We start from the raw sequence: 21,607 nt of genomic DNA on the forward strand, positions 1-21,607 counted from the left end.
AATCCCTATTCCCCGTTTACCCATGAAAATCTTTACAAAAGGCCTGGCCTTCCTGCTGCTGGTCCTCTGCTGCACCCTGCGGGCCCAGGCCATGATGGTTTTGCCCCCTGATTCAGCCATTCATCTGCCGGCCAGTATGCTGCGCTGCAACCAAGCTACCATTACGTGGGAGTCAGTTCGGTTTGACAAAAACTCTTACCAAGGCAAAAAGAGCCTGCTCGTTATGCAGGCCGTATCTTCCTCCACCGACAACCCGCAGCCGCTGACGGGCACCACGTATATTCCCGTTCCCTTTTTCGGCGCTGGCCAGCAGATTGCCCCTGGGCAGTTTGTAGTGTATGCTGATACGGGCCACGTTGCTACTATCAGCGGTCTGCAGCCGAACACTCGGTACCGGGCTGATGTAATTGCCTACTACGATTCAACCATAAACACTGTCGGGTCTGGTCCCTTTTACACCAGCCTGCCGCCCTCAGTGGTTGATTCTACGACTACGCTCTACTTTACCACTCCCGGTTGCTCAACGGCTACTCCTCCCACGAAAGGGGCTTCCGGGGCCTCCGCCACGGTTATTGACTGCTCAACTGCAAGCTTGGTGGTGACTCGCGGCAACGGCGATGGCCGGCTAATGGTAGTACAGCGGATTCCCAGTGGCGCTGATGCAACTACCCTGAGCACTGAGCCCCAGACCGGCCAGTACTACTTTCCCAACAATATGTATGGGCGGGGGCAAACGGTAGGCCCGGAAGCCTACGCCGTTAACATTGGCCCCGACTCTACGGCTACGCTCTATGGCTTGGTACCAGGGGAGCGGTACAAGTTTGTAACCTACGAGTACCTGAATGAGCGGGACGCTGGGGGCAATAACACCAACGCCAATCCCGGCTACGCTGCCCCTGTCGATACGGCCTTTTTTGATGTGCCAGTGTGCGGCACTACCGAGCCCCAGGTTGCGGCTACAAATCTGGTTCAAACTGACACCACGGCTACCACGGCGCGAATTGCGTGGACGAATGGCGACGGTGCTGGCCGCATCGTGGTGCTCAGCCCGATTACTCAAAATGGACTGTTGCTGCCAACGCAGAACACTTCCTACCCTGCTTCGCCGGTATTTGGCCAGGGAGGGCAAACCCGCCCCGGCGTTTTTGTCGTGTATGCTGGCCAGGATAGTGCCGTTACGGTTACCAACCTGCAGCCGGACTCCTTTTATCAGGCGCAGGTGTACGAGTACAATGTAGCTGCCGATGGCTCCCCTACCTACTTGCTGAGCAAGTCGCCGGCTTACGGTCTGGTCAAGACCTACTCCGCCCCAACGGCTGCTCCCGCTACTGATCTACGGGTTATCTTCTCCTCGGCATTTACTTACTACGATGGTATAACGCAGTTGGCCTGGAAGCCAGGCAGCGGCACGCACTTTCTGCTAATAGCGCAGGAAGTACGCCCTGGCCGTGGCCCGTTGTTTCAGCCTGTGGATGGTACCCTTTATAACCAGATCCGGTTTGATAATGACCTCGATCCTCGGTCACTGATGAGCGGCAGCACCTATTTACTTAGCAGAGGCATTTATCGGGGGCCGCAGGACACGACCTTGTATATGCGTAACCCCGATATCGGGCATGAATACGAGCTGGCCTTAGTGGAATACGTGCTGGACGCTAACGGCCAGCCAATCTATACGTCAGGTATACCATTGACTTTCCGCGCGGCCCGGATGGCGCCCACTATCGGGGGTTCCCTGTCCGCAAATGAGCCTAATCTAAAGATTGGAGTACCGGCATATTATCGTGCTGATTATCTGCAGCTCTACGCTTCGGAGGATAACAGCCGCTTTACGGCCGTGGGCACCCGCATCCCTATCACGCAGGATAGCTCAGTACGTGCCACTTCCTACCTACAGAACCTAGCCTTGATTTCCGTACCCACCTACTATAAGGTAGAGCTTCATCACCGCGACGGGGAGCATGTCTACTCGACAACCCTGCTGCTTACGCCAAGCAAGCCCCTGCCGGTGGAATTGGTGCGCTTTACGGGGCGGTTGGGGAAAGATAGCCGGGCTACACTGGCCTGGGCCACGGCCTCGGAGAAAGGCAGCGCTTATTTCGACGTGGAAAGCAGCACCGATGGCCAACGCTTTGTAGTTGTCGGCCGCAAAGAGGCTGCCGGCACCTCCTCCCAGCAGCGTGCCTACGAGCTGGTGGATGCCCAGCCTGTAACCCAGCTCACGTACTACCGCCTGCATCAGGTGGATCTGGACGGCACCAATACCTACTCCAATGTAATCACGCTTCAGCCCGCTGCTCAGGACCTGAAGCTTACAGTCTGGCCGAATCCGGCCAGCGTCGGCCAGCAAGCCCACCTGCGCCTTACGGGCCTCCGCAACTTGGCCAGCCCGGTGCAGGTAACTATCCGCTCCGCTACAGGGCAGCTAGTGACAACACAGCAACTACCCGCCGCGGCCGTGGTTGAGTGGAACTGGATGCTGGAGCGTTATGCTCCCGGCCTGTACCTGGTCGAGGTGCAATCAGCTGCCGGCCGGCAAGTAGCCCGCCTTGTGGTAGAATAAGGCCCGCCTGCTGCAAGAACAAAAAAGCCCGACCATTTGCGGTCGGGCTTTTTTTATGCGGTTAACGTAGGCTCACTGCGCTACTGTAAAGGCAGCACTTCGTAAGTCAGCCCAAATTTTCGGAGTATGTCAGCATACTGTTCCTTGAATAGGGCATTGGCTAGTCTTACAGTTTCCGCATCCGTCTGGTCGGGCTGTTTTACCTCGTTGATACAACGCTGTTCCTCTCGGCTTATGTAGTACGCAAAAAGGGGCTTCCTCCAGCCTCGGGCCGGCCGCCGCATACTAAATACCACAGCTGGGGTTCGGTTACTAACGGCCCGCAATTCCGTCAGGTCCATATCGTGGGCCTCGCCTACATCACCAACGCTGAAAAACGAGCCATCGGGATGATTATGCGTTAGAATTCCCCCGCGCACTAGCTGTTTTTGTTCGGGTGTGAGCTGCACGGCAAGGGCGTTGCCCTTGACCCGAAACAGCTCCTTGCCCGCTGCTGAGTACCCAAAGGCGACCTCGATTGGCAAATGCAGTAGCTGGGCCTCGACTGAGTGTAGGCGGTGCTGAAAATCCTCGGAGGTTGAAGAAATGATGGACTCTACATCGAAAGCCGCTGTGTCGAGGTCCGGCAGGTTCCGGATATCCTCGATTGTCATAAGGGGATTGGTAAGTAAATTGATTGTATTCATGGTACTCGTATTGAAGGGCCGTCGCGGGATTGTTAAGCTAGGCCTGACCCCTAAGGGCTTATTATGAGGCAGCGAGTGCTGCCGGTGGGTAGGGGCTGAAATGCTCCTCCGTATAGGAATACGTAATTTTGATAGGGTACTCGTAATTGGCCTGAAAATATTTTTCTTGCCCTGCTGCCCCTGGAGCACGAAAAAGCCCCGGCCAATGGCCGGGGCTTTGTGCTGATAACGTCTGAATACGGCGGCGTCTACCGTTCCTGTTCGCTGCGGCTTGGTGCCCGGTCAGGCAAGGCAGTTCCTCGCTCCGGACCTGGGCGCTCGACATAGTAGCCTTTGAGTTCGGCCAGCTCGGCGGTTGCCTTCTCAAAACGGCCGATGTAGGGGTCTATCCCCTGCCCCTTTAGGGAGTTGCCGATCTGCCGGGCTACCTGTAGGTTTTGGTCGTTGATTTGGCCCCGGCTTATTTCCTGCTGAGTCTGGCGTAGTAAGTCGTAAGTGTCTTTTCCCCCCACCCGCCCGCTAAGTGTATCTTGAATAAACATACCGGACTGATTGAGTTCTCGGGTCTGGATGGCCTCATGTCGTTCCCTCGTCATGGGCACCTCATTCTCCCGCAGGCTGGAGCGCCGGGCTAATTCGGCCTCCGGGCCAGGGGCCGGTTTCGTTACTGCGTTCAGGGCCTGTTCCAGGTCGCTGCGGTCCCCTTTGGAAGCATCCTTGGCCAATGTTTTGTCGGCCGCAATCTTCACTCCAGGGGCGTTTTCCAACTGCACATCATAGCCCGCCTGCTTAGCTATCTGCTCGGTTACAATGTTCAGAACGGCATCATTACCAGCCCGAAAGGGTGCTACCTGATAGTACTGATCATAGTACGTGGCCAGGCGCTTGACAAACTCTCCCTGCTCCAGGCCTTTTAAGCCCCCCTCTTTATTGAGGTCGGCGCTGATGGCATCGAGGCGGGTGTTGACTTTGCCAGCCTCAGCAAACGCAAGCGGGTCGCTGGTGGCCACACTTTGCCGGTCCCGTGATATGTCCTGGTTGGTGTTTTCCTTCAGATCCTGGCGGGTCTGGCCGGCCCACTGGTACACATCCTGCATGGTGTACTCGTGAATCTTGCGGAAGTGGTCCGTATCGAAGTTGCCCCGGATTACCTTCAGTCCCTCGCGCATTTCACCCGTGCGGAAGTCTGTTGTTACCTGCTGGGCGGCCCGCATGACCTCCGGATCGGTTATACCTAATTTATTGGGCGGTACGTCACCGCTGCCGTAACCATAATTCATGTTAAGGAAGGTTGTTCGGCCTCCGAGTCAGCCGATGATGGGGGGAAGGTGGTTTTGGTGGTGCGCCCACTCTGGCGCTTGCGGCCTAGCTTTTCAGCGTAGGGTAGCTCCGCTCCATCGAGCAGAAAATCCACGCTGTTCACTCGCTTATCGCCTTTCAGAATCCTGCTTATCTTCTTCATTGGGCAGGTCAGTCCTCAAAGCCAGGTCCCCTTTCATCGTCCTCGTCTAGCTCGGCATGATTGCCTGCAGCTGGCGTATCAAAGCCACCGGCATCGTCAATTGAAAAACTTCCGCTGCTGCCACTCAGCCCACTTTCCGCAAATGCTCCGTGGGCCCTGGTAGTGCTACTGTTGCCGGTGCTGCTTTTCGGAGTACTCGCTACCGGCGAAGGGGGCGTGTCAGCGGCTTCTGCAGGAGCGTCAGTATCCGTATCCGTAGTGCCGTCGGCGTTGACCATTATTGGTTCGTCCAGCGCGGCATTACTGGCTATTTCATCGTTCAGCTTCTGCTGAGCTTGCTCCTGCTCCTGCTGCTGCAGGGTATCATGTTCCTTAATCTGGCGGGCATGGTCCTGGGCCTGCTGAGTGCGGGTTATCGCATCCTGAGTTAAGAGGTGCAAGCATTCTTCGGAATCCAGCTCTCCGCTGGCCAGCTTGTCTAGTAGCGCCTGCTGGTTGGGATGGTCGTAGGTTGGCAGCTTTTTCAGCCGGGCTGCCAGGCCTGCGTAAGAGGGCTCTCCGCCTGCGGAGTCAGCATCTTGGCTTCGGTAAAGAGTCATAGAATGGAGGTTGAAAATGAATGAAGTCGTTTCGTGAAATGGGCGGCTATGCGGCCTGCTGCAACCGAGGGTGAGCCTGCGTCATGGGGAGTTCCCGGGTATGGTGACGGACCCAGCCGATTAGCTGGCTGAGCCCGCTTTTCCAGGCCTGTACTACTTCAGCCGGGGGCTGTGGTTGCCGCCAGTGAATGGTTAGCCAGGCGTAGGCTGCTGCACTCTGCCGGCCCAGTAAGGCCCGGGCATTAATGTCAGCGCGTAGCAGAATTTGCGCGAGGCCCTGATAGTGGCCACCGTTGGCAGCACGCTGCATCGTGGTAAGCTGCCCTAGTAATTCCCGCAGGGCGTTACGCAGTCGGGTTTGTTGGGACGGGGTATAGGGTGCACGGCCCAGGGCAGCCCACTGGCAGAAGGGAGTGGCACATAATACCGGGTGTTGTTCCAGTAGATCAAATAGCGTGGGTTCTACCATTGTAGCTGAGCTTAAAAGTCTCCTACTTCTTCAGGGGTCGGCACCTGCTTATTGGGCCGTAGGGTATTCGGGAAGCGAGGGCGGCTGGTAGCTGGATCAATGCCGGCAATCAGCTCACTTACTTCGTTGTAGATCTTGTGGTGATTCGCCTCGATCAAGCGCTGCATGGGGCTTTCGGCTGGTTTCTGCTCCGCCTGCTGCAGGCGGCGCTTATGAGCCTGCACGGCTTCTACCTGCTGCCGGCGTAAACGCTGCTCCAAGCTTTCTTCCTCTGGCTGCTGAGTTTGTTGCGGGCTAGCATTGGCCACTCCTGGCTGAGTAGCCGGAACGGCTGTGGCTGGGGCGGGTGAACTAGTAACCGGTGGGGCTTGCACGCTCTGGGCAACGGCCTTCGCGGCGGCTATTTCCGCTTCCATGTCGGTCGCAGGCTCGGCCTGGCTGGCGGCTACTGGCGGCGTATCCGTGGGCGCTGCCGGCTCCGTCACGACGGCCGCGTTATCCTCGCCTCCCTCGGGTTGTGAACCCGCTACCACGGCCGCGGCTTGCTCCTTCAGTTTCTCCTGCTGGCGGGCCAGAACCCGCTGCCGGGCGGCGGCGCGTTGCTCATCGAATCGGCGGCTCCGGGCATCCTCCTCTTGCTCGCGCTGGCGCACCATTTTAGCCAGTAGCTGCTGCGCCCGTTCCCGGTCCTGCTGCAGCTCCCGTTCAATCTGCGGTGTGATAACTCCCTCTGCATCCTCGAAGATGGCAATGGGTTGAATGGGGAAATCTCCGGGCTCCACTTCGCGCTGCATCTGCGCCTGAAAGAAGCTTACCGGCGTCTCCACCGTCTGCCCAATGAACTCTCCCTGCCGCAATGTATAGGCATCCTGCACCCGTACTACCTGCCGTTCCTGCACGCTTACACTCTGACTAACGTTGCGTCCACCGCTTACTTTCCCCCCGCCCATTGACTTGCCAGCGGATACAGAAACCATTTCAACATCCTCTTTTCCGACCATATCGGAAACGAGTTTTGCCGTTTCCGCAGAGTTGATTTTGCCGAAAAACTGGTTGTTAAGGTTACTAATAAGTACCTGTGTTTTGTCTTTTCCATACGCATCTACCATCTGCGCCACGTCCTGCGTCATGTATAACATGGCCACTTTGTTGCTACGTGCCGTGGCTGGGATTACCTCCAGACCGGGTACATATATGGTAGCTCCCTCGTCAATTAGCACGAACGAAGGGTGCTTATTTTGCTGATTCATCAGCTTCAGCGCCACCGCAACTATACAGCTGATCACCGGGGAAAAGGTGCGGGCCAAGGTCGGATCATTACCAATTGTGAGGATGGTAGGGTTCGCCGGGTTGTTCAAATCCAAGGAGAATCCTTCGTCTCGCGCCTCGTCGGGAGAGAGCACCCAGCTGATTTCGGGAGTGGCCAACCGAGCCAGTGCAATCTGCAGCGACGATATAATACCGGCAACCTGCTTCTCCGCTTTCTGCTCGACGGCGGTAATAATACTCTGCACCAACGCCTGACTACGAGGGTCAGTTTTAAGCATGCTGAGTACGTGGGTAAAATCCTCATATACCGCAATAGCCACTACGTGGGGTACGGTGCACAGCGACGGGAAATTATTTTTCAGAAACCATATTATTCCTGTTAAATATGCTTCGGCGCTTAATTCAAAAAAATTATCTCCGCCTTTCGCGCCACCGGGGTTTAAATTATTTAAAATAGTTTTTGCGTATTCCATTGCATATGCCGGCATTGGCATATCCTGGGGGCGTAACGGATTTATTTTTTCCGTACGCTCCATATCCATGAAATTAACTACGCGGTGCCTAATGGGCTTTTCTAATTTACCAGCATAAACCAACGCTTTCTGTGCAGCTCCCGCTAATACCGGAAACTTGAAATCATAAATTAATCCGCACATTCCCTTTTTAACAAACTGCTCTAGGAATGGCTCGCCAATGGAATAGGTTTTACCGGCGCCAGCTCCACCCAGCACCAATGTTCCGCGAAAGGGATTGGGAATATTTACGAACTGATCCCCTTCGGCCTGCAGCACAATTCCATACTCGGAATCCCGTCGCACCTTCTCGGCCTGGAGGCGGCCGCCGACATATTTAGTCGAGGCCCGCAGCTGGCCGGCAATAAAGCCGCAACCCAGTACCAGGGCCGCCGCTACCGGATATCCGGTTGAAAGCATGTCGCCGTGGATGTTTCCCATTAACAGCAGCAGCACGCTGCCAAAAGCTAGCAGGGCACTGAGCACCACTACGGGCATTTCGACCTCCTTAGGCTTGCGGGGCACCTTACGCGGGGCTCCGATTTTGGGCGGGGCCGGATTCTGCATGAAGATCAGGGCAATGGAAACCAGTACCAGGATACCGCGGGCTGCCAGGCCTACCTGCATATCGACGGCCTCCCCGCCCATTTTGACCACTTTGTCCCCCATGCCGGCCATCGGGTCGCCTCCGCCCCCAGCCCCACCGAACAGATCCATCGGCGCTCCAGGCTCTGGTTTGGCAGTCTTGGCTGCCTGTGCTGCTTTAGCGGCTGCCTGCTTCTTATCTTTTTCGGCTTTTATCGAAGCAGTAGTGGGGGCTTTTACCGGCTTATCACGCTCAGTCAGAACGTAATACTCCCCTCCTAAAAGGAGTAGTAGCAGAACCAAGCCAATTAATGAGGCATTGCCCCCGCTACCTGGGGGCCTGGCCGTGGGTGTACTGGGTACAGTGGACATAAGAGGGTATCTGAATGGTGAAATAGTACTCGGGTGCTTTACCCCCCGAAATCTACCAAAATTCAGCCTCTTGCTACTAAATTTAATCGCGTTCCTCGTCTCCCCGAATGTCTTGGGTGTAGCCCTGGGTACCTAACGCCCGGCCGAGATCCTGGCCAATGCCCGCCACCTTCTGCGCGGTGCTAGGCTGATAGTTGCGCATGATCCGGGCGCCGGAGCGCTGGTATGGCAACGGCATGGGCGACGTGGTACGGCCCCTGGCACCTTGGCTTTTTGCTCCATTTGGGGCCGTAGGCAGGTTTGGGTGCAATTCCTTCTCGGGCCGGGGCACCCGGCCGGTACGCAGGAATTGATACGGCTCCTGTACGGCTTTCGGCCCCTGCGCTTCCCTACCGATACGCCCTAGACGCCCATAAAAGGCCTTGCTATAGTCCTGCTCCCGGGCTATTTCAAGCACTATATTATGCGCTAATTTCTTGTCCTCCGGTAGCTTTTTATTGAGTCGATCTACCTGCTCCAGGAGTCGTTTATCCTTCTTCTGATTCTCGGCAATGGTAGTGGCCGCCGTCTTGGCATCCTGTCCGGAGCGAAGAAATTCATACGGGTAATCGTGGTACTTCTGCTTCCCCGCTTCCTTTCCCAGTTGCCCCAACCGGCCATAAAACTGCTTGCTGTAGTCCTGTGAGCGGGCTGCTTCCAGCACCTTGTTATGGGCTAACTGTCGCTCTTTGGGGAGCTGTTTATTGAGCTTGTCTACCTGGTTGAACAACTGCTTATCGCGTACTTCGTCGGCGGGACCACTGGCTTTTTTGCCCTGAAAACTGCTCGACTTCCGCTCCGCTCTCCCCTCGTTTGCCGCCGCCCGACGCCGGATGGATTCAGCCATTTCCTCGGCTGTCAGCGTCTGCCGGCGACTGGTTTTGCCTGGTTCAGGCCCTTCGGCTGTGCGGGCAGAACCACTTCTTTGAGTGCTTCGCTCCGCTTGTTTAAGGGGGCCGAACTCCTCCGAAAAGGCAACATTTCCCTTCGCCATAAAGGCTACTCGATTGAACCGGGCGGCACTACCAAGCGGGTTCAGCGTGATCTTTTGCTCCTTATCACGGGCCGAAACCATGATGTGAATATGGGTCTGGGGGCCTTCTTTCAGTTGGCCACTGGGGGCGCCATCGTGACCTCGATGTTTACGCTCATCATGTTGGGTCGCCACCCAAACCAGGTCTTTTTCCCCTAACGGTTGACCCGATATTGTCACAAAATTGGCGGCATATTCCTGCATCACGCGGGCCGTAAAGGCCTGCAGTTTCTGCGGATCATGTCCGATATGTTCCAGCTCCTGGGCACTCGGACTGACTACTAAGGAATAGAATTTAGCATCATCTTTTCGCAGTCCCTTGCGGTTGGAGTCAATTAAATCTACCGCTTCATCCCCACTTATATCGGCTCTTTCTGAGTTAAAAAACACCGCCGTTTCTCCCTGCTTTTTGGCTTCTCCCTCCAGATAATTTGTCGCCTGCCGCGCACTTCCCCGGTTGGAATAGGCGTTCTTTCCATTGGTAGCGGGGTTGATAATCTTGATATACATCGTCGGTAAGTTCAGGTCTTAGAAGCTCTTTTCGCTGCTCGTAGCTGCCGAAGAAACCGGCGATTCAGCCGGCGAAGCCGGGCGCTGGGGTACGGGTGTTGGCTGGGGAATAGTCGCCAAAGGTTGAGTAACAGGAGCCAAACTTTCGATAAATGCATCCAGCTTTTTGCGGGCATCCACGTCGCGGCGCTCGTTGAATTCCTTATGCTTGGCGGGATATTCTGCTAGCTCCCGACCCAACACTTTCAGGATAATTTGCTCCCCGAGGCGGCGGCTGTATAGGGCTTCCACATTGGTTATCATCAGCTCACGCATGAGCGGCATGAGGAACATTTCTTCCTGGTCCGCCAGGTGCTCATGCACGTTTTTGTCCTGGGCCTGGAGGTAGGCAAACAGGGTCTTTTCATGTCCGCGCAGGAAGCCAAACAAGTCCTTGTTCAGGTTCTTTTCATGCTGCGTAAGCCAGCCGAAAAGTCGGTTGCCTAAGGTGTTCACAACCCTCTCCAGCTCCGTGATTTTGTTCTGGATAACGATGCCTTCCCGCTCTCTGTTGGCTAGTGGATCTAGGCCTCTTTCGGTAAAATAGCTGATGGCGGCCGACGCATAATCGGCGTTACTGATTGATAATTCTTTGGCTGCCTTAGTCAGCTGACGGTGGGTAAGCTGGTCAATAGCCACCGCTGTTTTAGGCGCGGCTTTGGCCTTTTTCTTGGGAGTGGACGAAGAAGCCATACGATGTTTCAGGGCTGATGTAGGCAGATGAAATAGCACGGGTTGCCTACTAACAAATTACTGCAATTATTTCTAATCGCACACTGATAATCAGTGTATTCGTTTGAATAATTACCCGTATCTTGTATGTACCACTATTTGGGCTCCATTGAGACACTTTTTGTACTAGTATTATTACTATTAGCTACCTGTTTATCAGTTACTTAAATGCTATAATTACCAGAAAATCTCTGATTTTCGTCCTAAATCATTGACTACCATCGCTTTAGCGTGGAGTCTGTGATGCTCCTCTTGCTAACTATCGTTAGCGCTTCATCTAAGCGGCTATTTCAGGGCTAGTGCTACCGTCGCCTGGTGTCGTCTGGCCGGTGCTGGATCTGCTGCTTAACCGCCCTGGTATCTGCTTGACCACTGCCCCGTACTTCGGGCAGCTCTGGGCAATTCGTATCGGGCTTCTGCTGCTTCCTCGAACTGCTGAAGTGGCTCCCTGCTGCCCCTCGCCTGTACCCGCCTGCCTGCCCCTGCCCGCGTGCATCATGCCCTCGTCCCCGTGTGCCCTCGCCCGGGTGTGTACGTGTGTGAGGCCGGTCCTAAATCTGGTTTTGCTGACTCTCCTTTTTCACGGATTTGGTGTCATAGTTCACGGATGAAATGTCATAGTTCGTCCGGGGGGCTTGATTTCGGTTCAGGCAATTGCTGGCGTATCATTCGATCTCCCCCGCTGCTCAAATTCCCAGGCCAGGTTGATGCAAGTATCAAGCAACCACACTCCCGCTCCTACGCGTGTGTCTGCCTGCCTACGCGTACACATGCCCTAGCACGCATACGAGCACATCCCCCAGCAAGCAGAATTGCTTCTGGCATCATTTCCCGTCTGGGCCAATCTTAGCTATCCTCAGATTTTGTTCGATCTGCCCATCTAGTACAAATCGAGTTTTAGGGTAATGGATGTACTGCAATGGATGGCTGCTTTACCGATTCCCCCTAAACCTTGGATTTTGAAATATACTGTTTGCCAAATCCATTCAACTCCAGTACTTCTTTCTAAGCACCTAATCCTGCTTTCTCAAATTTAATGACTCGCGCTCTCCCGTGCGTGTGTACTCGCCCGTGCATGTGTGTGTGCGGCCCTGTGTGTATGCGCGCGCCCCTGTGTGTGATCACGCCCGCGACCCTTGCTGAAGCAACTTATGCTGCTGAAGATTCTCAGTGATTTTAGGTTTCTGTGAAATACACAAATGCAGTACAAGACAATAATCTACTAAAGTATATATTAGTCTAAACCCGCATTTTCCGCACTACCCGATTTGTGCTATTTTGGACTTTCTTGTTTTCCTTCCATTCCTACCTATTCCCATTGCTTCATTGGAGCAATTGCCCTCGTGCGTGTATGCCCGCCCCTGTGCGTGTGTATGTACGCAGGCCTGTGTGTGTGTGCAGCTGCGTGCGACCCCCGACTTTCCAGGATTCATGCTTTTCAATTTTTGCCTTACCTTGGCTGCACCGTAAAAGCTAACTCACCCCATTTCATTACTTCTTTCATTTGCTCAGGCTATGGACAACCAAGACTCCTCCTCCGCCCTCACGCTCACGGACACGGATACGCCCGCAGACGCATCCCTGCCCTCGACCACGGACACGCCCCAGGGTGCTGATGCATCTACCCGCGTGAACTCTGCCGCCCGTAAGCGCCCAACCTCTCCTACTCCTCCAGTAGCTCCTGAGCGAGTTGGCCAGAACTACCGGCTTACCCAAACTCACGATTGGGGAATTCGCTATGCTGCTCTTATGCTCGAAACTCAGGATGGCCAACGACGCACGCAACAGGACCTGGTGGATCAGGCCGTTCGGGAGTTGTTGGAGCGCCTGAAGAAAAAGGGCATGACCTTTCCCGACCACTTGGCCATCTAGCCCGCTTCGGCCTACTCATTGGACCTGCCTAAGCCCGGTACTGCCTGCCAGCAGTACCGGGCTTTCTTTTTCAGGCATTTTCCTGCCCTCTGTTGAACGATCTCCCTTGCTGCGTCCCCTTGTGAGCGGACAGGGCTGTTAATCAATCCTAGCGTAAAAAATCGGGCATCTAGGGCATTTTCTACGCAGCCACCTCGGCCGTCCCTAAGCTGACCTCACACTTGCCGGCGACAACCTTTATATTAAATTATAATAAATATGGAAATAATGCAATCCCGTAATACGGTACTGGATAGTTGTTTTGTCCGCTCCGCTTCGCTTCGCTGGTGTTTTGTTTGCCCTTTGAAAGCCTTCTCCTCACGCGAAACACAACCTTGTGAGATTTGTAAGTATTTGTTCTATTTGTAGGGGCTTGTAAGTTATTGATAACTAGTTAGTTTCGAGGGTGAACTATGACATTTCATCCGTGAACTATGGGCATTTCGTCCGTGAACTATGACATATGATCCGTGAACTATGACAGCTGATCCATGAACTATGGACATTTCATCCGTCATCTATGACAAGAGTTATCCACAGTCATAGTTCGCGTTTTTAACTATGACATTTCATCCGTGACCTGAGTTGGCTTCTAAGTGGCGGCTGGCGGCTGAATTTTTCGGCATCCAGCCCGTCACTTCTCCCGATTTGGAGAGGTCAAGTTACGATTTGCCCCGCTTCCGGTCCTCATATCTTGCTGAGACACAACTCTTAATGCGATTAAATCTAATTGCAGCAGTGCGAACTATGACATTTAATCCGTCTAACTATGACATTTGATAAGCGAACTATGACAAGTAATTATTGCTGCAATATTTCCTATATTGCCTCACAGTATCAGCCACCTTCTAATTCCTGCCCCGATGTCCGAAGCTTCCCTAGTTCCTGCTAGCCGTAACCAGGTCCGGCAACACAATGTGCTTACCACAGCGCACTACAGCTACACCAAGCTCCAGATGGACCTAATGATTTTCCTACTCTCGAAGCTTCGGAATTCGCAGGATGATTTGGTTTACCTGATTCCCGTCAAGGAACTGGACAAAGCCACCGGAAACCAGCACAACTACACGTACCTGCAGGAAGCAACCGAAGATATGGGCTCCCGGGTTTTCAAGGTGAAAAACGGCAACCGGTATGAGCAGATCTGGATGTTTCAGAAAGTGGCTTACCTCGACGGGGAAGGCATGATTGAAATGACTTTATCCTCCACCATCCTCCCCTACCTGTTCGATTTGAAAAATAATTTTACCTCCTACGAAATTGCGGCGTTCCTAAAATTGAACAGCATGTATGCTAAGCGCATATATCCGCTCTGTTCGCAATGGAAAGATAAAGAGGCTACCCCGGTTTATGATATTTTACAATTAAAAGGAATTCTCGGTATTTGGGATGAAAAGGAAAATATCGAGGGCTATCCAGTTTTCGGAGATTTTAATGCTCGTGTATTACAACCTTCCATTAAAGCAATTAATGAAGTAACCGATCTGGAAATTTCGCTGGTTACTGAAAAGAAAGGCCGGGCTATTAAAGCGGTTGGTTTTACGGTGAAGCAAAAGCCTCGTGCCCTGGATGCAGATTCCTCCCCAGCTGGCACGCTCTCGCTACCCGAAAGCATCACCCAGGCCCAGTTTGATAATGCCAATCGAATTCTGACTGAGTACCACATTGTCGATCAGAAAATCCGCGGGCAGATATTCGCCAGCCCGGATATGATCCGGCAGGTAAACAAGTTTGCCTTCGACCTGAAGCAGGACCGAGTAAAGGCAACCTCTAACCCGGCCGGCCTGCTGCTGACTGTGCTGGGTCTGGTGGATGCCAAGAAAAAACCATCTACTAAGTCTACTAAGTAAACCTATAAAACTCAGTATACTCAGTAATGCTAACCAGCCTTGGATCTGGTTTCTTCCTGCGGCATGTAGTTTACTTGGCCTACCCGGTTTACTCGGCTTACAGGATAAACATAGATTACTTAGGCTACACAGTAATACGGGTACACTCCGTAAACCTAGAAAACCTTTCATACTAAGTACAATTAGTGTACTAAACAAACAAAGCAAACCCGGTGTACTTAGTAAAATAAGTATACCGGGTTTGTTTTTGTAAACTCAGTGTACTAAGTTTACCGGGTACACAACGCAAACCAAGTTTACCGGATTATGGACAACCAGCAACGTACCTGCCGAGTCGTGGCAGTAACCAACAACAAAGGGGGAGTAGGCAAAACCAGCAGCACGGTTGCCATAGGTTCCATCCTGCAGACCATGGGCTACCGGGTGCTGCTGGTGGACCTAGATCCTCAGGCCAACATGACTACCCACCTGGCCGGCTCCGGTGTTGAGTTTGAGCAACACATTGGGGACGTGCTAGCCGGTTCTGCTTCTATTCAGGATCTGGTCATGACCTATGCACCTCAATCGGGAGCCGCCGACGAGCAAGCCCCGGATGAAGCTACCCCCGGCCTGGACTTTGTACCCTCCTCGTACCAGTTGAATCTGTATGAGAAGGGCATCACCAAGAAAGCCCAGTATGCTTCCCTTCTTCGCCAGGCTCTCCGGCCCATTCGGCCATACTACGACTTTATTCTCCTCGATACCCCGCCTACGCTCCAGACCTATACGCTGGTGTCCCTGGTGGCCGCTGATGCCTATGTTATTCCAGCCGAGCCGGAGAAGTTCAGCTATGATGGCGTGAAGGCAGTAATTGAAGCCGCCGCCGACGTAAAGGATATGCTCAATCCTTCCTTAGAGCTGCTGGGTATCTTCTTTACCCGCTACAATCCTAAGCTGCGCAATAGCACGCATGATCTAGTGGTATCAACCATTACCAGCTCCTTCGGGGAGGAAGTAATGCTACCGAACGTGCGCAAGGATGCCGCAATGCCTAAAGCACAGGTAGCAGCCCGCACGATCATGGACTTTGCCCCTCAGTCAAACAGTGCTATCGACTACCACGCGCTCACGGCTGAGCTGTTAACCCGCCTTCCCTAATCCGTATGGCCACATCATCCACTGAGAAGCCTAACCTCGACGCGCCCAGCTCTACGCCGCCCCGTCGTAAGATATTTGATCTGGATTCCCAGGTCCCTGAACCAACCGCTGAAGTAACCCCCGCCCCAGCTGCTGCCCCTGATTCTGCGCCGGCTCCTCCAGCTGCCTCGGCCGCTCCCAGTACCCGTTCCCGCACGAGTAAGACGGCCACTCCTGCTGTTGCCCCTAATCCGGAACCTGTTTCGGGGGCAGTAGGGAAAAAAAGAGGGCCGAAACCCAGTGCCGAGCCTCTGGAGCACTGGACCGTAAAAGTGAAGTCCTCCCACCTGCACAACATTGACGTGATGCTGGAGGATGCCCCTCGCCACGTACTCAAACAGGACCTGGTAGATTTTATCCTGGCTGACTTCTTCGAGCGGCACAAAAAACTCCCGGAAGCACTCCGTAAACGAAAGCATACGAACAAGTAACCCCGAAGGCCCGGCTGCTCCATTGCATTCGGGCCTTCCTGCTGCTAGTGGGGGAGGGGAGGGGCAATACCACTCGGGATAACAGCTTACCCGCCGCCATACTCGGTCCCTTCATCGGCTCCGAATTAACTAAAGCGCATAAGTCAGCTGAATGTGAAACGCCTTGCTTCCCGCTGCACTTTACTGGCCCAGGTGAACACTGAGGCTATAATTCGTCTCCATCGGCTCGTCTGGGACTTGTGCCGATGAGTTACCAACCGCCTTATTTATTGCTGCCACTTACCGGAACGACAAAAATACCCTTCTTTGCGATTAAATTTGATACCGTTAGCTATGCCCCTTATCCGATCCGGTATGTGTTCAGCTCCTTTTCAAAGCGATACTGTCAAGCCTCGACGCTGGAAAGCATCCGTTCTGACAGTGGTGCTGAGCCTAGGCCTGCTTCAACCGGCGCACTATAGTTCAGCCCAGCAATTTGTAGTATTACCCCAAGCCTACCCGCAACGTGATTATCCGGCCGATACTTTGCGCCGGCTTATCAACCGGAAGGCCGTACCCGATTCGATGAAGGTCTATTATCTGACTAAACTGGCTGTGCAGCTGGGGCAGACGGACTTAACCAAAGCGGCGAAATATGCTAAGCAAGCCGTAACGCTGGCTCGTCGTATCGGCTACACTCGGGGGGAGCTGACCAGCTTGCAGGTATTGGGTAATACGCATACTGAGATGGGCGACTACGTAACGGCCATGCGCTCTTACCAGGAAGCCCTGACGATTGCTCAGGCTCACAACCTCAAACGGCAGATGGTCCCGCTCTACCTGTGCATGGGCAGTACCAGCGCCACTATTGGCGACAATGACCGCAGCCTAAAGTATTTGCTGCTCGGCCATTCGGTGCTGACGGAAATTTGCCCGGTAATTACCCCGGAATGTGCTGACGATTACGGCATGAGCTACGTCACCATCGGCAATACATATTACCAGAAGAAGGATTTTATGCAGGCCAGGGAATACGCCGCCCGGGCCCTGCAGATTTACACGCGCTCCAGCACGTCCCCGGCCGCCGCTAAAGCCAACCTGCTGATGGGCCGCGTCTATCAGGCTTACCAACCTCATACGCAGGGCCGGCTGGATTCAGCGGGCTTTTTCCTGCAGGCTGCCCTGTATATCGAGGCAACCAAGGAAAATGAGAAAGAAGTCGCCGGCAACCTGATCAGCCTGGCCGAACTCTATCAACAGCAGCGCAAGTACCGGGATATGTACCTGGTGGCTCAGCGTAGTTTGAAAATGGCGCGCAAGGTAGGTTCCAAGCCGTTCGAGCAGGATGCGGCAACATTGGTGGCTACTGCTGCCGCCGCAATGGGTAATTATCAAGAAGCCTACCGGTACCAGGTTGAATCAGCGGCCCTGAACCGAATCATGGTGGACCTGGAAAAAACCCGCGCTCTGGAGCAGCTGCAGGTTCGCTATGATGTGCAGGCCCAAACCCAGCGGATTGAAATGCTTACCCAGCGCACCCGGGCCGATGCCGCCGCCGCTCGGGAGCAAAAGCGCTGGCTCTGGATGCTGGTCGCTTTTACCGGCACCCTTATCATTGGCCTGATGGTGGGCACCGTGCTGTTTGTGCGCCTCCGTAAAAGCCGCCGCGAACTGGCCGCGGCAAATGAAGAAATCTCCCTGGCCAACGAGGAAATTTCGCAATCCGTGGCCGAAAAAGAGGTATTGGTTCAGGAAATTCACCATCGGGTGAAAAACAATCTGCAGATCATCAGCTCGCTGCTGGCCTGGCAGAAAGATACCTTGCCAGATCCTCAATTAGTCCAGGTACTGGCCGGTAACCAGGCGCGCATTCAAAGCATGGCCATGGTACACGAATTTCTGTATCAGGCCGACAACCTGGCTTCTGTACGCTTAGATACCTACTTGGGCGCCCTATTGGAGTCCTTGCATACCTCCTTGGCCAATGGAGACAAGGATATTAAGCTCCGGACGTGTCTGGGGCCTCTGCTGATGGACGCCAAGGATGCCGGCTACTTCGGGCTGCTGGTGAATGAGGTAGTTACCAATGCCTACAAACATGCTTTCACCGATCAGCAGAAGGGAGTTCTTACCGTTGAACTGGTGACGGAAGGTGCCGGTTTCTTCCTCGGCATCAGTGATGACGGCAAGGGCCTCCCAGAAACAGGTTTTGTTTCCCGCCCCAATTCCATCGGCATCCAGCTGGTTAAAACGCTTACCAAACAGCTTAAAGCAAAAATCACCGTCAAACCGCAGCTAGTGGGCACGCGAGTTGAAATAACCCGACAGTACTAATGGCAAAGATCCTGATCGTCGAAGATGAGTTACTGATTGCTGCTGATATTCAGCGGGCATTGATTCGCTTGGGTCATAGCCCCCTGGAGCCCGTGGATAACAGTGAAGAAGCCCTGGAAACGCTAAGCGAAAACTCCGTGGAACTGGTGTTGATGGACATTAACATCAACGGGGAAATGGATGGCATCGCCACGGCCCTGCAGGTGCGGCGCCAATTCAACATCCCGGTTATTTTTCTGACTGCCCGCACGGATACGCCTACCCTGAACCGGGCGAAAGTGGCTCAGCCTTACGGCTACATTCCAAAGCCCTATACCGACGATATGCTGAAGGTGCAGGTTGAACTGGCCATTTATAATGCCTACCAGCTTCCGGCCACTCGTCCTGCGCCCTCCTTGACAGTAGCCGAGTTGAGCCCGGAAGTACCCGCGCCGGCCCGCTCGGAAAAGGTGGATGATTTCCTGTTCGTGCGCAAGGGCGCCCGCTGGGTGAAAGTGCAGTATGCGGATATTCTGTTTTTCGAGTCCAAGCAGAATTACGTGCAGCTGCATACTGCCACGGATCAGCTCGTTTTTGATTCTACGCTGAAGGAGCTGGAGCTTTCGCTACCCAACACCTTCCTAAAGACTCACCGCTCCTACATCGTCAACCTGGGGCATGTCATAGCTTACGAAGATGGGTATGTGGAAATCGGCAAAGAACAGTTCCTGCCGGTCAGCCGGACGTTTATGCCGGATCTGAAAAACCGGCTGCATTTGCTCGGCTAGCCGACTATTGTAGTTACATATATGCGGCCGGGGCAGAAATGCTCCGGCCGTTCGCATGCTATTGGTGCGCCTCAACCTCTAATTTTTACGCCTCGTCAAATTAATTCACCCGCCCCGTAGGGGTTACTGTAGTTTAGCCTGACGATATGAAAAAAAGCATTTCACAGTGTTTTAATTGCTTTTTACCAATTGTCAGTCCTTTCCAGCCTGTAAATATTTCCTGATCCTTCCTTTACTACTGCTATGGGTGCTCTCCAGCTCGCTTCCTTCCTGACTGAAACTCTCCACACGCCACAAATGAGCGTTGTCCCAACGGCTACTCCCAGCCTGGGCGCGTGCTGCATGTTGGTTGCAGCCGATTTGTATAGGCGTCGGGGAGCCGCCGTATCAGCCAATGTGCTGACTGAGCAAGTAAGCGAGGAGGAGCTAGGGGAGGTTATCAGCATCGACCATGCTCCCCAGCGCCGGGCCAAACGCTACAATGAAACCACGGATCAAGCCCTGGTGGCCCTGCTGCTCCTGAAAGTTCAGGAATCACACCCGGCCGCAAAGATGAAGTGGAACGATGAAGAAACGAGCTGGTACATCAGCGTCCCTAAACCCCGGACTCCAGCCCTGAAGTTGAGTGCTCCCCGCACTCTGAAAGCGGTTAACTGGATATCGTAGCACAGCAAGAGAAAGGGCCTTCGGAATATTCCGAAGGCCCTTTCTCATTTTAGCGGCCTACTTCCTCGAATTCCACTACCGGGCCTGCTAGGCTCCACCGCACTATTTTGTTGCCGGTATTGGCCAGCTCCTCGGCCTCTAGGGTAGCTAAAAAGGCTTCCGGCAACTCGATGCCGTGGTAGTCGCAGATAAATTTGATTTCTGTGACCTCGTAAATGGCGCCCTCCATCAGCGTATCATACAGGCGCTCGGCGTCGTCTCCTTCGCCGGCTGTCAGGTTCAAAAAGAACTCTCCTAGGCGACGGTCCCAGCCGCAGCGTAGGGTGGCCGTCTGTCCCGCCGTCGTGGTGCCTTCCTCTTGGTCGTGGCGGTTGTTGGCGGCAAATGTGGTGATGAAGGTATGCTGGCTCATAATCGGAAAAATGAAGGGGTTAAAAGGGGGTTGCGTTGTACTAGGTTATACGGAAACCAAGCCCCTTAAGTGCTAATAAAAGGCAACAAAAACCCGCTTAATTCGCCCTAATAAGGCTTTTCTTCCCAACTGCCCACTTTGCCAACAAAAAAGCCAGACCGCTGGCCTGGCTTCGTGTTTTATAGGTAAACCGCTATAGCAGGCTGAGCTGCTTGGCTTGTAGTGTGGGCGCTGGCTTCGGCGCGAAGGTGGCCGCCCATATTTGCCGCTGGTGCTGGCGGATCTGCTCCTTTCTCTCGCGCATCGTCCCGGCCTCCTGTTCGCTTAGCATGCGGCCTTTGGTTACCTGTATGAACCGGTGCAGGGCCCAAAGTTGATCGTGCAGCTCAGTGGCCAACGGATGGGGCCGGTAACCCAATTGAGCCAGGGGTAAGGGCTGCATGTAAAAGCAGGCATCGCCACTGACAACCCGCCCCATCGTTACGAAATTGAAATTTCTCTCTACCGCGTCCCAGTCAAACCCATCAAGGGACGCATTCCAACCGTTGTGAGCAGGCAGGGGAGAAAGAGGATTTTTAACCTGAATAAGCTGAAGGGGCTCATGGCTCTGGTCGCGGCGGGAATGACTCATAACAGGGCTAGTAAATCAGACGATAAAATGGGCTAATGTGCTATACAGTATACGTAAATCGTTGCTGAATATATGCACTTAAACCCCTTTATTTTCGCCATTTCGGCCACTATTTTGCTTCCCAGATCGGCTAGCCTACTTCTTCGGCTTGACGGGATGAAGCTCGGGCGGCAGCTGGTTGATTTCTGCGATAATATCCCGTAGCACCGTATCAACATTCTCCTTCATCAGGTCCGCCAACCGGTACACGTCGCCCAGGCTGAGCACGCTGGGATCTATCTCGGCCTTTTTAACAGTACGCGAGGCCATGCGCAGATTTTCCTGTAGGGTGCGGGATGAAAACTTGCCCGCTACAATCATCTGCTTGAACGTCCGGCCTTTGCCGGCCGCCTTCGTGGTCTTGGCTGATGATGTGCCGGTGCCCTGGGTCTTTTTAGTAGAAGAATCCATAAGAGGAAAATAGGTACTGGTTGCGCAGTAGGGTGTGGTTTCGTGTTGTCAATTATACGCAACAATTTTTGATACCGTTATTAAAAGCAACGAAAAACAGCCTTAATGCCCGCGAAAGGCTGAATATCTT

Annotated in this window: 19 protein-coding genes; 8 read left to right on the top strand and 11 right to left on the bottom strand. The window is 53.9% G+C overall.

What is annotated here, in order from left to right; all coding sequences use genetic code 11:
* Window positions 1-22 precede the first annotated feature (22 nt).
* Complete coding sequence (locus FGZ14_RS21345; RefSeq protein ID WP_139926423.1) at window positions 23-2,563, top strand: T9SS type A sorting domain-containing protein; 2,541 nt, start codon at window positions 23-25, stop codon at window positions 2,561-2,563.
* Window positions 2,564-2,643: 80 nt separating this feature from the next.
* Here FGZ14_RS21345 and FGZ14_RS21350 read toward each other — a convergent pair whose 3' ends face one another.
* The 8 genes from FGZ14_RS21350 to FGZ14_RS21385 all read right to left on the bottom strand — a co-directional run bounded on the left by FGZ14_RS21350 (window position 2,644) and on the right by FGZ14_RS21385 (window position 10,831).
* Window positions 2,644-3,216 (bottom strand): hypothetical protein, encoded by a 573-nt coding sequence (locus FGZ14_RS21350; RefSeq protein ID WP_139926425.1) that lies wholly within the window; start codon window positions 3,214-3,216, stop codon window positions 2,644-2,646.
* Between the two features lie 281 nt (window positions 3,217-3,497).
* Window positions 3,498-4,529, bottom strand: a complete 1,032-nt coding sequence (locus FGZ14_RS21355) for a Fic family protein (RefSeq protein WP_139926427.1) — start codon at window positions 4,527-4,529, stop codon at window positions 3,498-3,500.
* Window positions 4,526-4,711 (bottom strand): hypothetical protein, encoded by a 186-nt coding sequence (locus FGZ14_RS21360; RefSeq protein ID WP_139926429.1) that lies wholly within the window; start codon window positions 4,709-4,711, stop codon window positions 4,526-4,528. The genes FGZ14_RS21355 and FGZ14_RS21360 overlap by 4 nt, the downstream gene beginning before the upstream one ends.
* Before the next feature lie 8 nt (window positions 4,712-4,719).
* Window positions 4,720-5,310 carry a hypothetical protein gene (locus FGZ14_RS21365; protein ID WP_139926431.1) on the bottom strand — a complete coding sequence of 197 codons (591 nt, stop codon included), beginning with the start codon at window positions 5,308-5,310 and terminating at the stop codon, window positions 4,720-4,722.
* Window positions 5,311-5,356: 46 nt separating this feature from the next.
* On the bottom strand, window positions 5,357-5,779 hold the full coding sequence (locus FGZ14_RS21370; protein ID WP_139926433.1) for a hypothetical protein: 423 nt from the start codon (window positions 5,777-5,779) through the stop codon (window positions 5,357-5,359).
* A gap of 11 nt (window positions 5,780-5,790) precedes the next feature.
* Window positions 5,791-8,448 (bottom strand): type IV secretory system conjugative DNA transfer family protein, encoded by a 2,658-nt coding sequence (locus FGZ14_RS21375; protein WP_180754647.1) that lies wholly within the window; start codon window positions 8,446-8,448, stop codon window positions 5,791-5,793.
* A 151-nt stretch (window positions 8,449-8,599) separates the two neighbouring features.
* Window positions 8,600-10,099, bottom strand: coding sequence for a DUF5712 family protein (locus FGZ14_RS21860; RefSeq protein ID WP_180754648.1), 1,500 nt, complete (start codon window positions 10,097-10,099; stop codon window positions 8,600-8,602).
* A gap of 18 nt (window positions 10,100-10,117) precedes the next feature.
* Complete coding sequence (locus FGZ14_RS21385; protein ID WP_139926437.1) at window positions 10,118-10,831, bottom strand: hypothetical protein; 714 nt, start codon at window positions 10,829-10,831, stop codon at window positions 10,118-10,120.
* A gap of 1,554 nt (window positions 10,832-12,385) precedes the next feature.
* Between FGZ14_RS21385 and FGZ14_RS21390 the strand changes: the two genes are divergently transcribed.
* The 7 genes from FGZ14_RS21390 (at window position 12,386) to FGZ14_RS21420 (ending at window position 19,984) form a co-directional block, all read left to right on the top strand.
* On the top strand, window positions 12,386-12,742 hold the full coding sequence (locus FGZ14_RS21390) for a hypothetical protein (RefSeq protein ID WP_139926439.1): 357 nt from the start codon (window positions 12,386-12,388) through the stop codon (window positions 12,740-12,742).
* A gap of 902 nt (window positions 12,743-13,644) precedes the next feature.
* Window positions 13,645-14,631, top strand: a complete 987-nt coding sequence (locus FGZ14_RS21395) for a replication initiation protein (RefSeq protein WP_139926441.1) — start codon at window positions 13,645-13,647, stop codon at window positions 14,629-14,631.
* Between the two features lie 306 nt (window positions 14,632-14,937).
* Window positions 14,938-15,768 (top strand): ParA family protein, encoded by an 831-nt coding sequence (locus FGZ14_RS21400; RefSeq protein ID WP_139926442.1) that lies wholly within the window; start codon window positions 14,938-14,940, stop codon window positions 15,766-15,768.
* A 5-nt stretch (window positions 15,769-15,773) separates the two neighbouring features.
* Window positions 15,774-16,238: a hypothetical protein gene (locus tag FGZ14_RS21405; protein WP_139926444.1), complete on the top strand. Its 465-nt coding sequence runs from the start codon at window positions 15,774-15,776 to the stop codon at window positions 16,236-16,238.
* Window positions 16,239-16,802: 564 nt separating this feature from the next.
* Complete coding sequence (locus tag FGZ14_RS21410; protein WP_180754649.1) at window positions 16,803-18,551, top strand: histidine kinase dimerization/phosphoacceptor domain -containing protein; 1,749 nt, start codon at window positions 16,803-16,805, stop codon at window positions 18,549-18,551.
* The gene (locus FGZ14_RS21415; RefSeq protein WP_139926448.1) at window positions 18,551-19,318 is read left to right on the top strand and encodes a LytTR family transcriptional regulator DNA-binding domain-containing protein; all 768 of its coding nucleotides are present in this window, start codon (window positions 18,551-18,553) and stop codon (window positions 19,316-19,318) included. Before FGZ14_RS21410 ends, FGZ14_RS21415 begins: the two co-directional genes overlap by 1 nt.
* A gap of 243 nt (window positions 19,319-19,561) precedes the next feature.
* On the top strand, window positions 19,562-19,984 hold the full coding sequence (locus FGZ14_RS21420; protein WP_139926450.1) for a hypothetical protein: 423 nt from the start codon (window positions 19,562-19,564) through the stop codon (window positions 19,982-19,984).
* Window positions 19,985-20,033: 49 nt separating this feature from the next.
* On the opposite strand, the gene FGZ14_RS21425 is transcribed toward FGZ14_RS21420, so the two are convergent.
* The 3 genes from FGZ14_RS21425 to FGZ14_RS21435 all read right to left on the bottom strand — a co-directional run bounded on the left by FGZ14_RS21425 (window position 20,034) and on the right by FGZ14_RS21435 (window position 21,477).
* Window positions 20,034-20,396: a hypothetical protein gene (locus FGZ14_RS21425; protein WP_139926452.1), complete on the bottom strand. Its 363-nt coding sequence runs from the start codon at window positions 20,394-20,396 to the stop codon at window positions 20,034-20,036.
* A gap of 193 nt (window positions 20,397-20,589) precedes the next feature.
* The gene (locus FGZ14_RS21430) at window positions 20,590-21,027 is read right to left on the bottom strand and encodes a hypothetical protein (RefSeq protein WP_139926454.1); all 438 of its coding nucleotides are present in this window, start codon (window positions 21,025-21,027) and stop codon (window positions 20,590-20,592) included.
* A 135-nt stretch (window positions 21,028-21,162) separates the two neighbouring features.
* The gene (locus FGZ14_RS21435; RefSeq protein WP_139926456.1) at window positions 21,163-21,477 is read right to left on the bottom strand and encodes a hypothetical protein; all 315 of its coding nucleotides are present in this window, start codon (window positions 21,475-21,477) and stop codon (window positions 21,163-21,165) included.
* Window positions 21,478-21,607 lie beyond the last annotated feature (130 nt).

Origin of the sequence: Hymenobacter sp. DG01 (genome assembly GCF_006352025.1) — a bacterium.
Taxonomy (GTDB): domain Bacteria; phylum Bacteroidota; class Bacteroidia; order Cytophagales; family Hymenobacteraceae; genus Hymenobacter.

Bases quoted from the DNA above. Each gene is read 5' to 3' on its own strand.
- FGZ14_RS21355 (WP_139926427.1), bottom strand. From the start codon at position 4,529: ATGAATTATGGTTACGGCAGCGGTGACGTACCGCCCAATAAATTAGGT.
- FGZ14_RS21405 (WP_139926444.1), top strand. From the start codon at position 15,774: ATGGCCACATCATCCACTGAGAAGCCTAACCTCGACGCGCCCAGCTCT.
- FGZ14_RS21370 (WP_139926433.1), bottom strand. From the start codon at position 5,779: ATGGTAGAACCCACGCTATTTGATCTACTGGAACAACACCCGGTATTA.
- FGZ14_RS21425 (WP_139926452.1), bottom strand. From the start codon at position 20,396: ATGAGCCAGCATACCTTCATCACCACATTTGCCGCCAACAACCGCCAC.
- FGZ14_RS21410 (WP_180754649.1), top strand. From the start codon at position 16,803: ATGAAGGTCTATTATCTGACTAAACTGGCTGTGCAGCTGGGGCAGACG.
- FGZ14_RS21390 (WP_139926439.1), top strand. From the start codon at position 12,386: ATGGACAACCAAGACTCCTCCTCCGCCCTCACGCTCACGGACACGGAT.
- FGZ14_RS21860 (WP_180754648.1), bottom strand. From the start codon at position 10,099: ATGTATATCAAGATTATCAACCCCGCTACCAATGGAAAGAACGCCTAT.
- FGZ14_RS21360 (WP_139926429.1), bottom strand. From the start codon at position 4,711: ATGAAGAAGATAAGCAGGATTCTGAAAGGCGATAAGCGAGTGAACAGC.
- FGZ14_RS21395 (WP_139926441.1), top strand. From the start codon at position 13,645: ATGTCCGAAGCTTCCCTAGTTCCTGCTAGCCGTAACCAGGTCCGGCAA.
- FGZ14_RS21345 (WP_139926423.1), top strand. From the start codon at position 23: ATGAAAATCTTTACAAAAGGCCTGGCCTTCCTGCTGCTGGTCCTCTGC.
- FGZ14_RS21400 (WP_139926442.1), top strand. From the start codon at position 14,938: ATGGACAACCAGCAACGTACCTGCCGAGTCGTGGCAGTAACCAACAAC.
- FGZ14_RS21415 (WP_139926448.1), top strand. From the start codon at position 18,551: ATGGCAAAGATCCTGATCGTCGAAGATGAGTTACTGATTGCTGCTGAT.
- FGZ14_RS21435 (WP_139926456.1), bottom strand. From the start codon at position 21,477: ATGGATTCTTCTACTAAAAAGACCCAGGGCACCGGCACATCATCAGCC.
- FGZ14_RS21430 (WP_139926454.1), bottom strand. From the start codon at position 21,027: ATGAGTCATTCCCGCCGCGACCAGAGCCATGAGCCCCTTCAGCTTATT.
- FGZ14_RS21365 (WP_139926431.1), bottom strand. From the start codon at position 5,310: ATGACTCTTTACCGAAGCCAAGATGCTGACTCCGCAGGCGGAGAGCCC.
- FGZ14_RS21350 (WP_139926425.1), bottom strand. From the start codon at position 3,216: ATGACAATCGAGGATATCCGGAACCTGCCGGACCTCGACACAGCGGCT.
- FGZ14_RS21385 (WP_139926437.1), bottom strand. From the start codon at position 10,831: ATGGCTTCTTCGTCCACTCCCAAGAAAAAGGCCAAAGCCGCGCCTAAA.
- FGZ14_RS21420 (WP_139926450.1), top strand. From the start codon at position 19,562: ATGGGTGCTCTCCAGCTCGCTTCCTTCCTGACTGAAACTCTCCACACG.